12 protein-coding genes are annotated in these 15,296 nt (G+C 71.6%); 5 read left to right on the top strand and 7 right to left on the bottom strand.

What is annotated here, in order from left to right:
• Window positions 1-39: 39 nt before the first annotated feature.
• The 3 genes from AB0G47_RS01925 to AB0G47_RS01935 all read right to left on the bottom strand — a co-directional run bounded on the left by AB0G47_RS01925 (window position 40) and on the right by AB0G47_RS01935 (window position 4,972).
• Window positions 40-2,205 carry a family 20 glycosylhydrolase gene (locus AB0G47_RS01925; protein WP_360763066.1) on the bottom strand — a complete coding sequence of 722 codons (2,166 nt, stop codon included), beginning with the start codon at window positions 2,203-2,205 and terminating at the stop codon, window positions 40-42.
• Window positions 2,206-2,494: 289 nt separating this feature from the next.
• Window positions 2,495-3,835, bottom strand: coding sequence for an NAD(P)/FAD-dependent oxidoreductase (locus AB0G47_RS01930; RefSeq protein WP_360763069.1), 1,341 nt, complete (start codon window positions 3,833-3,835; stop codon window positions 2,495-2,497).
• A 189-nt stretch (window positions 3,836-4,024) separates the two neighbouring features.
• On the bottom strand, window positions 4,025-4,972 hold the full coding sequence (locus AB0G47_RS01935; RefSeq protein WP_360763072.1) for a TIGR01777 family oxidoreductase: 948 nt from the start codon (window positions 4,970-4,972) through the stop codon (window positions 4,025-4,027).
• A gap of 62 nt (window positions 4,973-5,034) precedes the next feature.
• Between AB0G47_RS01935 and AB0G47_RS01940 the strand changes: the two genes are divergently transcribed.
• Together AB0G47_RS01940 and AB0G47_RS01945 are read left to right on the top strand one after the other, a co-directional pair.
• Entirely contained in the window at window positions 5,035-5,523 is a 489-nt protein-coding gene (locus tag AB0G47_RS01940; RefSeq protein WP_360763075.1) for a GNAT family N-acetyltransferase, read from the top strand.
• A 127-nt stretch (window positions 5,524-5,650) separates the two neighbouring features.
• Window positions 5,651-6,751 (top strand): PP2C family protein-serine/threonine phosphatase, encoded by a 1,101-nt coding sequence (locus tag AB0G47_RS01945; RefSeq protein ID WP_360763078.1) that lies wholly within the window; start codon window positions 5,651-5,653, stop codon window positions 6,749-6,751.
• Window positions 6,752-6,783: 32 nt separating this feature from the next.
• Here AB0G47_RS01945 and AB0G47_RS01950 read toward each other — a convergent pair whose 3' ends face one another.
• Complete coding sequence (locus AB0G47_RS01950; RefSeq protein ID WP_360763080.1) at window positions 6,784-7,446, bottom strand: TetR family transcriptional regulator; 663 nt, start codon at window positions 7,444-7,446, stop codon at window positions 6,784-6,786.
• A 144-nt stretch (window positions 7,447-7,590) separates the two neighbouring features.
• On the opposite strand from AB0G47_RS01950, the gene AB0G47_RS01955 reads away from it, so the two are divergent.
• Together AB0G47_RS01955 and AB0G47_RS01960 are read left to right on the top strand one after the other, a co-directional pair.
• Entirely contained in the window at window positions 7,591-8,382 is a 792-nt protein-coding gene (locus tag AB0G47_RS01955) for an SDR family NAD(P)-dependent oxidoreductase (protein ID WP_360763083.1), read from the top strand.
• Window positions 8,383-8,930: 548 nt separating this feature from the next.
• Complete coding sequence (locus AB0G47_RS01960) at window positions 8,931-9,698, top strand: peptidoglycan recognition protein (protein WP_360763924.1); 768 nt, start codon at window positions 8,931-8,933, stop codon at window positions 9,696-9,698.
• Between the two features lie 10 nt (window positions 9,699-9,708).
• Here the strand turns inward: AB0G47_RS01960 and AB0G47_RS01965 are convergent, their stop codons facing one another.
• On the bottom strand, window positions 9,709-10,233 hold the full coding sequence (locus AB0G47_RS01965; RefSeq protein ID WP_360763926.1) for a DUF4240 domain-containing protein: 525 nt from the start codon (window positions 10,231-10,233) through the stop codon (window positions 9,709-9,711).
• Between the two features lie 132 nt (window positions 10,234-10,365).
• Between AB0G47_RS01965 and AB0G47_RS01970 the strand changes: the two genes are divergently transcribed.
• Window positions 10,366-11,304 (top strand): SDR family oxidoreductase, encoded by a 939-nt coding sequence (locus AB0G47_RS01970; RefSeq protein ID WP_360763086.1) that lies wholly within the window; start codon window positions 10,366-10,368, stop codon window positions 11,302-11,304.
• A gap of 8 nt (window positions 11,305-11,312) precedes the next feature.
• On the opposite strand, the gene AB0G47_RS01975 is transcribed toward AB0G47_RS01970, so the two are convergent.
• Both AB0G47_RS01975 and aceE read right to left on the bottom strand, forming a co-directional pair.
• A complete protein-coding gene (locus tag AB0G47_RS01975; protein ID WP_360763089.1) occupies window positions 11,313-12,287 on the bottom strand; it encodes a WYL domain-containing protein in 975 nt (324 codons plus the stop codon).
• Window positions 12,288-12,395: 108 nt separating this feature from the next.
• A complete protein-coding gene (gene aceE, locus AB0G47_RS01980; protein ID WP_360763091.1) occupies window positions 12,396-15,101 on the bottom strand; it encodes a pyruvate dehydrogenase (acetyl-transferring), homodimeric type in 2,706 nt (901 codons plus the stop codon).
• Between the last annotated feature and the right edge of the window lie 195 nt (window positions 15,102-15,296).

The raw sequence follows: 15,296 nt of genomic DNA on the forward strand, positions 1-15,296 counted from the left end.
ACCATGTGCCCCGCCCCTTACACGTCGCTCCGTAGCGCGCTATTTCAGGTTCGCGACCGCCTCCGGAGTCAACGCCTCGTCCCACGTGGTCAGTTCGTCGAGGTCGCCGCGCAGGCTCGCGGTCTCCGTCCCGATGGACCGCAGCGGCAGCGGGATCGACGCCGCGACCGACCCGACCCGCTCCCCGTCGGCGTACAGAGTGGTCTGGCCCGGAGTCGTCACCCAGGTCAGCCGTGTCCAGCGGTCGAGCGGGAGCGTGTAGTCGAAGCTGTGGTCCGCCGAGCCGTACCGCGTGAAGCCGACGTTGCCCGTGCCGTGCTGCATCAGCTTCAGGGCGCCCGCCCTGGAGCTGAGGAGCACCTGGTCGGCGGTCCGGGCAGAGGGGCGGACCTGCACCGACACCGTCCAGGGCTCGGCGACGTCGAGACCGCCGAAGCCCACGCCGTCCCGGTCGGAGTCGAAGCGCCAGGCCTGACCGCGCACGCCGGGCACGGGCGTCGGGTTGTTGATGATGTAGGAGGTGCCGGGCAGGGCGCCCGCCGTGTCCTCGGCGAAGATCGTGTTGCCGGGGCTTCCCGCGTACGTCCAGCCGCTCGGGTACGAAGCGTCGTCGAAGGTCCAGTGGTGGCTGGGGCGCCCCTCGACGCGCGGCGGGACCGGCGCGGGCGTGGTGCCCGGAGGGTCGCCTATCAGGGCGGCGCGGGCCCGGAAGTCGGCGAGCGTGTCCGGTGTCGCGGACTTGTTCCAGGCGCGGTCGGCGAGGATCGCGCGGGCGCCCGCCATGCTCTTCTCGAAGTAGCCGTCGTCGGCCCAGAAGTTGTAGTCCGCCCAGTTGGTGAGCCCGGAGCCGAGCATGTCGGGGTCGGTGTTCGGGGCCCAGCTGTCGTACATCCAGGGCTCGTCCGGGTAGAGGTGGTGGTAGTTGTTCGGGGTGTCGTAGAAGGGGCCGATGGCGATCTCGTCGTGGCCGGGGATGGCGGGCTCGGCGCCCGTGCCCTCCCAGGTGAGGAAGACGACGGGGCCGTGCACCTTCTGCTGGGGCGCGGTGAGGTGCTCGGAGCCGTTGTAGACGGCGGTGCGCTTGCCGTGTGAAGCGACCACGTCGTCCAGGGTGTTGATGTAGCGGTTGAGCAGGTCGCCGAGCGTGGAGACGTCGGGCGCCGACGCGAGATAGTCCTTCACGCGCGGGCATTCGGCCAGCTGTCCTGGCACCTCCTCCGCGCCGATCGAGAAGAGCGGCGCGTCGAACCAGCCCGCGAACTCATCGACGATCTCCTTCGACTTCGCGATCGCCTTGTCGCTGGTCATGTCGATGATCCAGTCGGGCGTGAGGTGCGAGTGCGTGTGTGCGCCCGTGCAGGCGTTCGTCCCGGATCCGAAGCCGATGCCGAAGGCCTCGCTGATCACGGTGGCATGGCCGGGGAGTTCGAGGCCGGGCATCAGCTGGACGTGGTGGCGGGCCGCGAAGGACTTCAGGTGCTCGATGTCGGCGCGGCTGTAGCTGTGCTCCGGGTCGGCGAGGCCGGGGAACTTGGGGCTGTAGAGGCGGAAGCCCTCGGACTCGGAGAGGTGCAGGAAGAGGGTGTTGAGCTTCTGGTCGCCCATCCTGCGGATCAGGTTCTCCAGGTAGGAGATCTTCCAGTACTTGCGGCCCGCGTCGAGGTGGACCATGCGGACGGCCTGTGCGGGGCGGTCGGTGGAGCGGGCGCGGGGGACCTCGCGGTGGTCCTCCGTGTCGGTGGCGCGCAGGAGTTGGAGGAGGGTGCGCGTGCCGTAGTACAGGCCGTGGGTGGACGCGGCCCTGATGTGGATGGGGCCCGCGCTGTCGAAGGCGTAGCCCTCGGCGCCGAGTTGGCCGTCCGCGGTGAGGCCGAGCGTGATGTCGCCGTCTGCGGGGTGTCCCGTGTCGTCGCTGATGCGCGGCGTGATGCCCGTGACCTGCTTGATCTCCGTACGGAGCTGGGTGGCGAGCCCGCGTACGGACTGCCGTGCGGGGCCCGGCAGTTCACGGCGTCCCGAGGGGAGCGCCGTGGTGGAGCCGGCTCGCGGGTCGATCAGGATGCGGGTGCGCTCGGTGAGCTTCGTACGGCCGTCGAGCGCGGTCCAGTCGGTGGGGCGGGGGACCACGGAGGGGGCGTTCGGGGCCGCGGTCGTGTTCGGAGCCGCTGCCGTGTCGGCCGTCGTGTCGGCGTGGGCGGTTGGCAAAGCTAGACCTCCCATGAATAGGCCGAGGATGAGCGATATCACCGGCAAGGTGCGACGCACGTGAGTCCTCCCGCGGCTTGACGATCCGGTGGGACCGTAGCCGGGCGATACCGGTGTGGCAAGGGGAGTTGCAGGGGTGCGTGAGGTCCTCTTGATCGTACGAGGATGTCGTGCGGGGAAGGGGGAAGCCCCCGCGTGGGGGCACGGGGGCTTCCGGGAGAGTGGTCCAGAGGTCGGATGGATGGGGGAGGGCGGCTCTCAAGACGTCAGGCCGCCGCGAGGGTGTACGTCAGGCTGCGAGCGGCAGCGGACTCGTCCCGTACGTCGGGTGCACGCCGAAGTCCGCGAGCGCCGCACGCGCCGCACGGCGCCCCGAGTACAGGGCGCCTTGCACCGTGCTGGTGTCCCGGTGGTCCCCGCACACGTAGAGGCCCGAGAGCAGCCGCACCGGGCGGCGCAGGTCGTGCGGGGGCGGCATCGCGGGCACGGCCTCGTGGGTGTGGTGGACGGCGAGCGGCTCCCAGCGGGCCGTCGACGTGCCGTAGAGGTCGGCGAGATGGGCGAGGACGGCCCGCTCGTCGGGCGGCGGGCCGAGGACCGTCGAGGAGATGAGGGCGCGTCCCGCGGGCGCGCGCGAGGGGTCGACGTGGCTGATGACGGCCGTGTGCGCGACCGGACCCGAACGGTCGGCGTCGAGCAGCAGCGCGGGCTCGGCGAGCGGCGGCTCGGGAGCGGCGTGGTGCAGGACGGTCACCGGGTGGAAGGACGGCACCCGCAGGCCGGGCAGGAGCTCTGCGGCGGCGCGGGCGTCGGTGGCCAGCAGGACGGCGCGGCAGGGCAGTTCGCCCTGGTCCGCCGTCGTGACCGAGGTGGTGGACACGTCGGTGACGCGTACGCCGGTGCGCACCGTCCCCGGCGGCAGCGCGGCCGCCAGGAGCTCGGGGATCACTTCGGCGCCGCCTTCCGGCAGACACAGCCGGCCACGCGCGTATGAGTGCAGGGCGAGGTCCGCGCACCGGCTCGACGTGGTCAGGTCCGGGTCGCACAGGAGCGCCGAGAGCAGCGGGCGCAGGAAGCCGTTGATGGTGCGTGACGGCAGGCCGCGGGCGAAGAGGGCGTCCGCCGCGGGGAGTTCGGGGCGCGCGAGGATGCGCTCCACGGGCGTCGCCGCGAGCCTGGCGAGCGCCGCGGCGAGGCGGGCCTGGTCGAGGGCGCTGCCGAGCGGGGCGGCGCGGGGCGCGGTCCTCACGGCCCGCGGAACCCGGGGGGCGCTCGCGAGGGCGCGCGCCGCCGTGAGTGCGCCCCTTGCGCCCCGTGCACTCGTGGGCTCGACGGCGCGGTGGTGCCGGCCGTCGCTGTGCACCAGGATGCCGGGGGCGAAGGGCCGCAGCACGAGGGCGCCGAGCGCCGGCGTGTGACGCAGTTCGGGATACGACGTGGTGAGCAGCTGACCGATCCTGTCGAGCCGGAACCCGTCGACCTTCTCCGTGGACATTCGCCCGCCGACGTAAGGGGCGGCCTCCAGGACAACGGTCGTTACACCGGCGCTGGTCAGCTGGTGGGCGGCCGCCAGTCCCGCGACCCCCGCTCCTACGACGACGACATCCGCTTGGTGCGCAGGCTCTAGCACGTGCCCCTCCCCGAGGTTGCGCGGCTGCTGGGGACGTCATGCCCTCAACAGGGCTCCGGAATCACCGAGTTCCGCACGAGGGTAGGAGCCGGACCGGTCAACGGCAGTCGCGCATCGACCGGGCACGGTCGCACGACGGTCGCACGGCGATCAGGGGCCGATGCCGCCGCCCGTGCCGTCGGCGTGCCGTCATTTCTGCAAGGCCGCGCGGATCGTCTCCTCGATGCCCGGGAACGCGAACGAGAATCCGGACTCCAGGAGCCGGGTCGGCAGCACCCGCTGGCTGCCGAGGACGTCACCGGCCATCTCGCCGAGCACGATCCGCAGCGCGGGCTCCGGCGCCGTGAAAAACGTGGGCCGGTGCAGCACCCGCCCCATCGCGGCCGTCACCTCACGGTTGGTGAGCGGATCGGGCGCCGTCAGGTTGAACGGCCCCGACAGGTCGTCCCGGTCCAGGAGGTGGCGCAGTGCGGCGACCTCGTCGTGCAGCGAGATGAAGCTCCAGTACTGGCGACCGTTGCCCAGGCGTCCGCCGAGCCCTGCCTTGAAGAGCGGGAACATCCGCCCCCAGGCCCCGCCCTCGCGCGCCACCACCAGGCCGTTGCGCGCGATGACCGTGCGGATGCCCGCGTCTTGCGCGGCGGCCGCGGCCCCCTCCCACTCCACGCACAGCGACGGCAGGAAGCCCTCTCCATGAGGTGCGCTCTCGTCCACCGCGCGCTGACCGGTGTCTCCGTAGTACCCCACCGCACTGGCGGACAGGAACACCCGCGGCGGCTCGTCGAGCGCGGCAGCGGCGGCGGCGAGCGTCGCGGTGCCGAGCACCCTGCTGTCACGGAGCTCCCGCTTGTACGCGTCCGTCCAGCGGTGGTCGCCGATCCCGGCCCCCGCGAGATTGACCAGCGCGTCGCAGCCCGCGAGCCCCGCCGTGTCGACGTACCCCTCCTTGGGATCCCAGCGCACCTCGTCCTTCTTAAGAGGTGCTCGCCGTACGAGCCGCACCACCTCTTGTCCGTCGTCGGCGAGGGCGCGGGTCAGTGCCGTGCCGATGAGGCCGGACGCACCGGCGACCGCGATGCGCAGCCGTCGCCCTGACGACGCTGACGCTGCTGATTTCCTGGGCTCGGTGGGCTCCATGGAGCCATCCTGCCGTGAAATCGCTCCGCTGGGCCTCAGGGGGCGGCCGTACAGTGGCGCTCATGCCGGATACGCACATACGCACCGCTCTGCCGGACGACGAAGAAGCCCTCGGCCGTATCGACCGCGCCACCTGGTCCACGCTGCACGCGGTGCAGCCGGCGCCGCAGCCGCCCCATCCGCCCTTCTTCAACGAACGCTTCGGCCCGCACGACCATCTGGTCGCCGAACTGCACGGCGAGGTCGTCGGCTACATCAGGCTCGGCTATCCCACGCCCCTGCTCGCCCACGCCCACGTACGCCAGATCCTGGGTTTCGCCGTCGCCGACGAGGCGCGCGGCAAGGGGATAGGGCGTGGCCTGGTCAGGGCCGCGGTGGAGGAGGCCCGACGGCAGGGCGCGCGCCGCATCACGCTGCGGGTCCTCGGCCACAACGTTCCGGCCAGGACGCTCTACGAGTCCGAGGGGTTCGTGGTCGAGGGAGTGCTGCCGGGCGAGTTCTTCCTGGACGGTGCCTACGTGGACGACGTGCTGATGGGCCGCTCCCTCTGAGGCGCCGCTCCCTCTGAGGCACCGCTCCCTCTGAGGCACCGGAGACCGGCCCCCTGAAGGACCGGCCCGGCGTGCGGTCCCCACGCGCGCGTAGGAGCGTGAAGACGTACCCCGGAAGGAGCGACCGATGATCAGGGCCGCGGCCAGTCGTCGGGACCGAGAGGAGCCGAGCCGGCTGCGCGAAGCGCCGCGTCCCCGCTGGGTGCGCGGGGCTCCGCCGCTGCTCCTTGCCGCGATCTGCGTGATCCAGCTGGCCACCCCGGAGGCAGTCGACCTCAGCTTCCTGCTCGCGGCAGTCCCGCCGATGGCGGCGCTTTCGTACGGCGCGTCCGCCACGGCCCTCTTCGGCGGCATCGTGATCACCCTGCTCTCCTTGCCGGGCTTCGGTCTCGGCCGCCCCGGGGAGAGCGATCTGCTGACCGTCGCCTTCGCGGCGCTGCTCAGCATCGTGTTCGCCTGGGTGCGCAGCCGCCGCGACGCCCAGCTCGTGACGGTGCGCACCGTCGCGGAGGCCGCCCAGTTCGCCGTCCTTCCGCCGCTGCCGGAACGCGTGGGCCCGGTGCGCTGCGCCGGCCTCTACCGCGCGGCACAGGGCGGGACTCTGGTGGGCGGCGATCTCTTCGACGTACGCAAGGGGCCGTGCGGCGTACGGGCGCTTGTCGGCGATGTGCAGGGGCATGGTCTGGAGGCCGTGGGCACGGTCGCCGCGCTGCTCGGCGCCTTCAGGGAGGCGGTGCTCGACCAGCCCGACCTGGAGGGGGTGGCCGGACGGCTCGACCGCCGTCTCGTGGTCGACTCCGAGCAGGCCGAACACGCCGAACTCTTCGCCACCGCCGTGCTCCTGGAGTTCCGCGACGACGCCGCCGAGGTGCGGCTCGTCTCCTGCGGTCACCCGCCGCCGCTGCTGCTGCGCGGCGGCACCGTGGAGGAGCTCGATGTGGCACCGGGGCCCCCGCTGGGCCTGGGGATCGCCGGTGTCGCCGCGCCCGAGGAAGTGAGCGTGGCGCTGAAGCCCGGCGACCGGCTCCTTGCGGTCACCGACGGGGTGACCGAGGCACGGGACGCGTCCGGGGCCTTCTATCCGCTGGCCGAGCGCCTCTCGTCGTTCCCCGTCGAGGTGTGGGACAACCCGGCGGTCCTGACGTCCGCGGTCTGGCGGGACCTCGTGCGGTTCTCCGGCGGGGTCGGGGACGACGTGGCGCTGCTGGCGTTCGCGGTGGAGGTCTAGGGCCTGTCCGACCCTGATCCGCCGGACAGGCCCTAGGCCCCCGGGCCCCGAGGGGTGGCGAGGAGCCGCAGGCCACCCGTCAGCTCCCGCAGGCAGTGCACCGCGAGGGCGGCGGGGGAGCCGGGGCCTTCGGCGGGCGCGTCCGTGGCGGCCCAGGTCTCCAGGGCCAGGCGGACGGCGTCCGTGGCGGCGGCCGCCGCCAGGCGTACGTCCAGTGGGTCGGCGTCGCCGCCGGCGAGCCCGGCGATCACGGGGACCAGCTGCTCCTCGGACTCCTGGTTCACGCGGTACCAGACGGCGCGCAGCGCCGGATCGTCCTGCGCGGCGCGCAGCAGGCCCCGCGTCCACTCCAGGGACTCGACCGCGCGGTCGTCCGCCGCGGTGAGCGCGTCGGCGATGGACCGCTCAAGGGCCGTCGCCACTCCGGCGGCCGGATCGAGCCCGGCCAGCTGGGTGCGCCACTGCGCGCCGCCGCCCGCGAGGAGCGGGCCGACCGCGTCCTGCTTGTTGCGGAAGTACCGGTAGAAGGTGCGCAGCGCCACCCCGGCCCGGCCCGCGATCTCCTCGGCCGTGGTGCCGTCCGGGCCGCGCTCGGCGAAGAGTTCGGCGGCGGCGCGGGCGATGTCGAGCTGCGTGGCCGCTTTGCGGCGCTCGGTCAGCGACGGTTGCGATGGCTGCGTCGGTTGGGTGCTCACGCCCGCAGCCTACGCGCGGACATCACCCTGATACATGAATTGTCGGTATGGCAAAGCATGCCAGACAGGCGTACATTGAAATGAGACCGGGAAGGCCGGATCCATCGACGGATCCGGGAGCCCGGAGCTGATCGGAGGCATTTCATGAACCGCTACGAAGGCCGTCGCGCACTCATCACCGGCGGCGGCTCGGGCATCGGCCAGGCCACGGTCCTGCGGATCCTGGAGGAGGGCGGCAAGGTCGTGGCCGCCGACGTCAGCGAGGCCGGCCTGAAGGACACCGTCGAGAAGGCGGGCGCGTCGGGCGACCGGCTCACCACCCTCGTCGTCGACATCTCCGACGAGACCTCGGTGCGCGAGGGCGTCGCCGCGGCGGTCACCGCGCTCGGCGGCCTCGGCCTTGACGTACTGGTGAACGCGGCGGGCGTGCTCCGCTCCTCGCACACCCACGAGACCAGCCTGGAATCCTTCAACCGCGTCATCCAGGTCAACCTGGTCGGTACGTTCCTGGTGATCCGCGAGGCGATACCGGCCCTGCTGCGGGGCGACGGCGCGGCCGTCGTCAACTTCAGCTCCACGTCCGCGATGTTCGCCCACCCGTACATGGCGGCGTACGCGGCGAGCAAGGGCGGCATCCAGTCCATGACGCACGCGCTCGCCAGTGAGTACGGCAAGCAGGGCATCCGCTTCACCGCCGTCCAGCCCGGCTCCATCTCCAGCGGCATGACCGACGGCAGCGGCGCCAGCAGGCAGAGCGTGGGCCCCGGCCTGCCCGAGGACGCGGACATGAGCCTGTTCATGAAGCTCGCCCCGGCCATAGGCCAGGGCTTCGCGGGACCGGAGTCCGTGGCCTCCGTAGTCGCGATGCTCGGCTCCGAGGACGGCAAGTTCATCACCGGCACTGAGGTCCGCATCGACGGCGGCACCCACTTCTGACCGACGGGGGCACCCACTTCTGAGGGCCGCGCGGCCGGGGGACGGCACGCCGCCGGAGACAGCGGGGTTCAACGAACAGCTGCAGCAGCACGCCGACACCCAGGGGATCACGCCCGAGGAGCACGCACGCCGTGTCTTCGAGCAGGCCGCGGAGGGCCGTTACTGGATCATTCCGCAGCCCGAGATGATCGACGCGGCACTCCAGCCGCGCACGGACATGATCCTTTCGCGGACGAATCCGGGGCAGCAGCCGGGGCAGGAGCCGGGCGGGGTCCGAGCGGGAGCAGCTTCGGGCGAGTCAGGCCGGGGCCCGTGCGGCCGACCCGCGTCCGACGCCCGTTCAGCCAAGTGGCATACCGCGGATCGCGGGCGGGGCCGGCCGGGCGGAGAGTCGGATCATGCGTGTCTTCCGAGGTATACCCGCCAGGTGTGTGCCGTCCTCGGTACGCGCGGCGGGGGCCCGAGCGGTCGCGGCAGGGCGGTCGGCGACTGCGGCCCGAGCGGCGCGTGTCGCGTTGTGCTGTGTGCCCGGGGCCGCGGCCGTGTCACTGCTGCTGATATGCGCGGTGTCCGTGGGGCCGGGGACGGCGGCGCGGGCCGACGGGCCGGTGGAGTTCGGCGGGATCACCGGGGCGGTGGTCGGGGTGAAGGAGCGGGACTCCCTGATGCCGGCGGCGGCGACGCGGGTGCGGCGGCCCGCCAGGGATCGGGCGGCACAGCCTCCCGTGGTGCTCCGCGCCGACTGGCTGGCCGAGGGGGTGCAGGACCCGCCGCCCGCCCGGTACGCCGACCGGGTCGACGCGGTCTTCCTGCACCACACGGACTCGCCGAACGACTACGACTGCGCGGACGCCCCGCGCATCATCCGCTATCTCTACGTGGGGCAGGCGGAGGGCAGGGACTGGGACGACATCGGCTACAACTTCCTGGTCGACCGGTGCGGGACCGTCTACGAGGGGAGGGCCGGCGGAATCGACAGAGCCGTGGTGGGGGCGCACACGCAGGGTTTCAACCGGGGGTCGGTGGGGATCGCGGCGATCGGGACGTTCACCGAGGGGACGCCGGTTCCCCGGGCCATGACCGACGCCGTGGCGGCGCTGGCCGCGTGGAAGCTCGGGCTCTCGGGCGTGGACCCGCGGTCGACGGTGCGGCTGGTCTCCACGCACAGCCTCAGCAAATACCGGGCGGGCAGCAGCGGGCAGTTCCGGGCGATCTCCGGACACAGGGACGGCTACTACACGTACTGCCCGGGCGCGGCCCTGATGGCCGCGCTCCCCGCGATCAGGGAGAAGGCGGCGAGGCTGCAGGGCCGGTAGCGACCGAGCCTCAGTCGATACCGCCGAACGCGGCCCAGAGCTTCGGGTAGCGCTGGGCCATCACGCTGTTGTTCTCGAAGTCGAGCGGGGTGCCCTCCGGCTCCGGTGGGGCCGGTGCGATGCCGAGGTCGGGGGTGACGACGCCGGTGAGCTGCTCGTATGCCTCGTCGGCGGCGTACCCGAGCTCCTCGCCGTCACCGTCGATCTCCTCGTCGAAGTCCTCCAGGAGATCCGCGAGGGAGTCGGGGTCGTGCAGGGCGCCCTCGAAGACCTCACGCCCCTGGCCGATCAGCCAGCACCGGAAGTAGTCGAAGGCGTCGTCGCTCACGCCGCCGAGCAGGATCCATGCGGCGCCCCAAAGGTCCCAGCGGTAGGCGCGGTTGTAGCGCGCCTCGAAGTGACGGGCGAAGTCGAGCACCATGTCCGGTTCGAGTTCGAGCAGCCTCTCGGCGAGCAGGTCGGCGTGGTCCTCGGGGTCGCCCTCGGCGGCCACGCGGGTGCGGTCCACGATCTCCCAGAACTCCGTCTCGTCCATCACGGGACAAGCATCGGTCCTGGGGGATGGGTACGCACGCGGAGTGCGGCGGATGCGACTGTCTCGTTATGCGTGCACATGCCCATGGAAAACCCGACAGCAGGTGTCGGCATTGGGTGGAAGCCTCGGAGTATGGACAACACAAGCGCACTGCCGCACGCACTGACCGGAAAGATCGCCCTCGTCGCCGGTGCCACCCGTGGCGCGGGCCGGGCCATGGCCGTGGAGCTCGGCCGCGCCGGGGCCACCGTGTATGTGACGGGACGGACGACCCGCGAGCACACCAGTGAGGTCGGCCGCGCCACCGAGACCATCGAGGAGACCGCGGAGCTGGTAGACGCTGCCGGCGGCAAGGGCATCGCCGTACCCACCGATCATCTGGAGCCCGAGCAGGTCGAAGCCCTGGTCGAGCGGATCGACCGGGAGCAGGGCCGCCTCGACATCCTGGTCAACGACATCTGGGGCGGCGACGGCTACGTCGACTGGGACAAGAAGATGTGGGAGCACGACCTCGACAAGGGGATGCGCGCCCTGCGTCTCGGCGTCGAGACGCACATCATCACCAGCCGGTACGCGCTGCCGCTGCTCATCAGGAACCCCGGAGGCCTGGTCGTCGAGGTCACCGACGGCACCGAGGAGTACAACGGCAGCAACTACCGCAAGCCCTTCTACTACGACCTGGCCAAGTCGGCCCCGCTGCGGATGACACGCGGTCTCGCCGAGGAGGTCAAGGAGTACGGCTGCACGGCGCTCTGTCTGACCCCCGGCTGGCTGCGCTCCGAGGCGATGCTCGACACCCACTTCAAGGTCACCGAGGAGAACTGGCTCGACGGCCGCAAGCAGAACCCCCACTTCGCGATCTCCGAGACGCCGACCTTCGTGGGCCGCGCCCTCGCCGCGCTCGCCTCCGACCCCGAGGTGGCCCGCTGGAACGGAAAGTCGCTCTCCAGCGGCGGCCTCGCCAAGGAGTACGGCTTCACGGACGTGGACGGTTCGGCCCCCGACGCCTGGCGCTACCTCACGGAGGTCGACCAGGAGAGCAAGACCGCCGACGTCACCGGCTACCGGTAAACAAGGGTTCAGGAGCCGTAGAGCCCGGCCATCCGCGCCGCCGCCCGCGTGAATCGCGCCCGCAGACCCGCGGGCGCGATCACCTCCGCCTCCGGCCCGAGCGCCATGAGCTGGGTGAACGCCACGTCCTCGTTCTCGACGGGCAGCGTGACCGTCACCCGGCCCTCCGCGTCGGGCTCGCCCGCCGACTCCATCGCCTCACGCGCGGACGCGGGATCGGTGGCGTACGGAAGGTGCCGCACCCCCGCCTCGGAGAGCCGCACCACGACCTCGGACCGCAGGATCGCCCGCGCGAACTGCGCGGCCCGCTCCTCCCAGAAGCCCGGCAGGTCGAACTCCTCATCGCGTACGAAGCGTTCCGCGCCGGTGGCGATCGACGCGAACCGGTCGATGCGGTACACGCGGTACGCCCCGGAGTCGGGAACCCGCGCGCACAAGTACCAGACGCCCGCCTTGAGCACGAGCCCGTACGGCTCCAACTCCCGCTCGACCTCGGCCTCTTGGCGCCGGTAGCGGGCGGTGACCCGGCGGTCGTCCCACACCGCGTCCGCGACCGCGGGCAGCAGTTCGGGGGCGGGCGTCTCCTTGAACCACCCCGGCGCGTCCAGATGGAACCGCTGCGACGCGTTCTGCGATGCGTCCCGCAGCGAGGGCATCAGCGCCGCCGACACCTTCAGCCGGGCCGCCGATGCCGCGTCCTCAAGGCCCATCTCCCGCAGCGCGCCCGGCACTCCGGACAGGAACAGCGCCTCGGCCTCGCTGCGCCCGAGCCCGGTAAGCCGCGTGCGGTACCCGCCGATGAGCCGGTAGCCACCGGCCCGCCCCCGGTCGGCGTAGACGGGGACGCCCGCCTCCGAAAGCGCCTGCGCGTCCCGCGTGATGGTCCGCTCGGACACTTCGAGCTCGGCGGCAAGCTCGGCGGCGGTCATGGAGGGCCGTGCCTGAAGCAGCAGCACCATTTTGATGAGGCGGGCAGCGCGCATGGACCCATGATGCCGGGTACGAAGAGGCCCACCCGTTCACCGGGGTGAACGGGTGGGCGAGTGGGAGAGATCCGCCGCGAAGCGGCGGGACCGTACTCCCGCAGACGACTACAGGCCGTACTTGGCCCGAGCTTCCTTCACCGCGGCAGCGGGCACCTCGCCACGGCGGGCGAGCTGCGCGAGCGCGGCGACGACGATCGACTCGGCGTCGATGCCGAAGTGGCGGCGCGCGGCGTCACGCGTGTCGGAGAGGCCGAAGCCGTCCGCGCCGAGCGAGGAGTAGTCCTGCTCGACCCACTGCGCGATCTGGTCGGGGACCTGGCGCATGTAGTCGGAGACGGCGAGCACGGGACCCTGCGCACCCTCAAGTGCCGTACGCAGGTAGGGAGTACGCTCCTCGCCGCGCAGGATGGCCTCGTCGGCCTCCAGGGCGTCGCGGCGCAGCTCGGTCCAGGAGGTGGCGGACCACACGTCGGCGGCCACACCCCACTCCTCGGCGAGCATCTTCTGCGCGGAGAGGGTCCAGTGGATGGCCGTGCCCGAGCCGAGCAGCTGGATGCGCGCGGCGTTGGCAGCGGGGGAGAGCCCGGCCGTCTCGGCGGTGTTGAACCGGTAGAGGCCCTTGACGATGCCCTCGTCCACACCCGCGGGCTTCGCGGGCTGCGGCATCGGCTCGTTGTAGACGGTGAGGTAGTAGAAGACGTTCTGGTCCTCACCGGGGGCCGCCTCGCCGTACATCCGGCGCAGACCGTCCTTGACGATCGCAGCGACCTCGTAGGCGAAGGCCGGGTCGTACGACATCGCGGCGGGGTTCGTCGCGGCGATCACCGGCGAGTGGCCGTCCGCGTGCTGCAGACCCTCACCCGTCAGCGTCGTACGCCCTGCGGTGGCGCCGACGAGGAAGCCGCGGCCGAGCTGGTCGCCGAGCTGCCACATCTGGTCGGCGGTCCGCTGCCAGCCGAACATCGAGTAGAAGATGTAGAAGGGGATCATGGCTTCGCCGTGCGTCGCGTACGACGACGACGCGGCGATGAAGTCCGCCATCGACCCGGCCTCGGTGATCCCCTCGTTGAGGATCTGGCCGTCCTTCGCCTCGCGGTAGTACATCAGCTGGTCGCGGTCGACCGGCTCGTAGTTCTGGCCCTTGGGCGAGTAGATGCCCAGCGACGGGAAGAGCGACTCCATGCCGAAGGTGCGCGCCTCGTCGGGGACGATCGGCACCCAGCGCTTGCCGGTCTCCTTGTCGCGGATCAGGTCCTTGACCAGGCGTACGAACGCCATGGTCGTCGCGACGGACTGGTTGCCGGAGCCCTTGTCGAACGAGGCGAAGGCCTTGTCGGCGGGGGCGGGCAGCGGCGCGAGCGGCTGCGTGCGGCGGGCCGGGGCCGGACCGCCGAGGGCCGCGCGGCGCTCCTGGAGGTAGCGGACCTCGGGAGAGTCGGCGCCGGGGTGGCCGTAGGGCACCTGGCCGTCGATGAACTGGCTGTCGGTGATGGGCAGTTCAAGGAGGTCACGCATGTCCTTGAACTCGTCCACCGTCAGCTTCTTCATCTGGTGGTTGGCGTTCTTGGACTCGAAGCCCTTGCCCAGCGTGAAGCCCTTGACCGTCTGCGCGAGGATCACGGTCGGCGCGCCCGTGTGGGTGAGCGCGGCGCGGTAGGCGGCGTAGACCTTGCGGGCCTCGTGGCCGCCGCGCGAGAGGTGGAAGCACTCGCTGATCTTGTCGTCGCTGAGCAGCTGACCGAGGGCGACGAGCGCGGGCTCGGCGCCGAAGAAGTGCTCGCGGATGTAGGCGGCGTCGCGCGTCGCGTACGTCTGGAACTGGGCGTCCGGCACCTCGCGCAGGCGGCGGACGAGCGCGCCCGTGGTGTCGAGCTGGAACAGCTCGTCCCAGGCGTTGCCCCACAGGACCTTGATGACGTTCCAGCCGGCGCCGCGGAACTGGGCCTCAAGCTCCTGCACCACGCGGAAGTTGGCGCGGACCGGGCCGTCGAGGCGCTGCAGGTTGCAGTTGATGACGTACGTGAGGTTGTCCAGACCCTCACGGGCGGCCAGTGCGAGGGCCGCTGTCGACTCGGGCTCGTCCATCTCGCCGTCACCGAGGAACGCCCACACGTGCGAGGCGGAGACGTCCTTGATGCCGCGGTTGGTGAGGTACCGGTTGAAGCGCGCCTGGTAGATGGCGGAGAGCGGACCCAGACCCATGGAGACGGTCGGGAACTCCCACAGCCAGGGCAGGCGGCGCGGGTGCGGGTAGGAGGGCAGGCCGTTGCCGCCCGCCTCCTGCCGGAAGTTGTCGAGCTGCGTCTCGTTCAGCCGGCCGTCGAGGAAGGCGCGGGCGTAGATGCCGGGCGATGCGTGGCCCTGGATGTAGAGCTGGTCGCCGGAGCCGGCGGCCTCGCCGGAGTCCTTGCCCTTGAAGAAGTGGTTGAAGCCCGTCTCGTACAGCCAGGCGGCGGAGGCGAAGGTGGCGATGTGGCCGCCGACGCCGTGCTTGCTGCCCCGGGTGACCATCGCGGCCGCGTTCCAGCGGTTCCACGCGGCGATCTTCCGCTCCATCTCCTCGTCACCGTCGATGGACGGCTCGGCGGAGGTGGGGATGGTGTTGACGTAGTCGGTCTCAAGGAGCTTGGGCAGCGCCAGGCCCGCGCCCTCGGCGCGCTCCAGCGTGCGGCGCATCAGGTATGCGGCACGGTGCGGCCCGGCCGCCTGCGTAACGGCGTCCAGGGAGGCCTGCCATTCGGCGGTCTCCTCGGGGTCGCGGTCCGGGAGCTGGTCGAGCTCGCTCGGCTGGATTGCGGAGGGGTCGGTCATGTCGCCGCCTTCCTGAGTCGGAGGGGGTCCCCTGTTTCGGTAAGGGGTGGGGGTGCCCTAGGTCTTTGGCAGGACAGGGCGGAGGGCTCCGGTGAGAGCCCGTCGGAGACTCTAACTCCGTGATCGATGATCGATCAAAGGGTTGAAGGCGAAAACTCCTTCATATTCAGAAAGTAGGCATCCGGTGCCATTAAA

Source organism: Streptomyces sp. NPDC021622, from assembly GCF_040640795.1.
Taxonomy (GTDB): domain Bacteria; phylum Actinomycetota; class Actinomycetes; order Streptomycetales; family Streptomycetaceae; genus Streptomyces.

Coding starts and splice junctions, on each gene's coding strand:
- AB0G47_RS01935 (WP_360763072.1), bottom strand. CDS start 4,972: ATGGAGCCCACCGAGCCCAGGAAATCAGCAGCGTCAGCGTCGTCAGGG.
- AB0G47_RS01940 (WP_360763075.1), top strand. CDS start 5,035: ATGCCGGATACGCACATACGCACCGCTCTGCCGGACGACGAAGAAGCC.
- AB0G47_RS01945 (WP_360763078.1), top strand. CDS start 5,651: ATGATCAGGGCCGCGGCCAGTCGTCGGGACCGAGAGGAGCCGAGCCGG.
- AB0G47_RS01955 (WP_360763083.1), top strand. CDS start 7,591: ATGAACCGCTACGAAGGCCGTCGCGCACTCATCACCGGCGGCGGCTCG.
- AB0G47_RS01965 (WP_360763926.1), bottom strand. CDS start 10,233: ATGGACGAGACGGAGTTCTGGGAGATCGTGGACCGCACCCGCGTGGCC.
- AB0G47_RS01970 (WP_360763086.1), top strand. CDS start 10,366: ATGGACAACACAAGCGCACTGCCGCACGCACTGACCGGAAAGATCGCC.
- AB0G47_RS01975 (WP_360763089.1), bottom strand. CDS start 12,287: ATGCGCGCTGCCCGCCTCATCAAAATGGTGCTGCTGCTTCAGGCACGG.
- aceE (WP_360763091.1), bottom strand. CDS start 15,101: ATGACCGACCCCTCCGCAATCCAGCCGAGCGAGCTCGACCAGCTCCCG.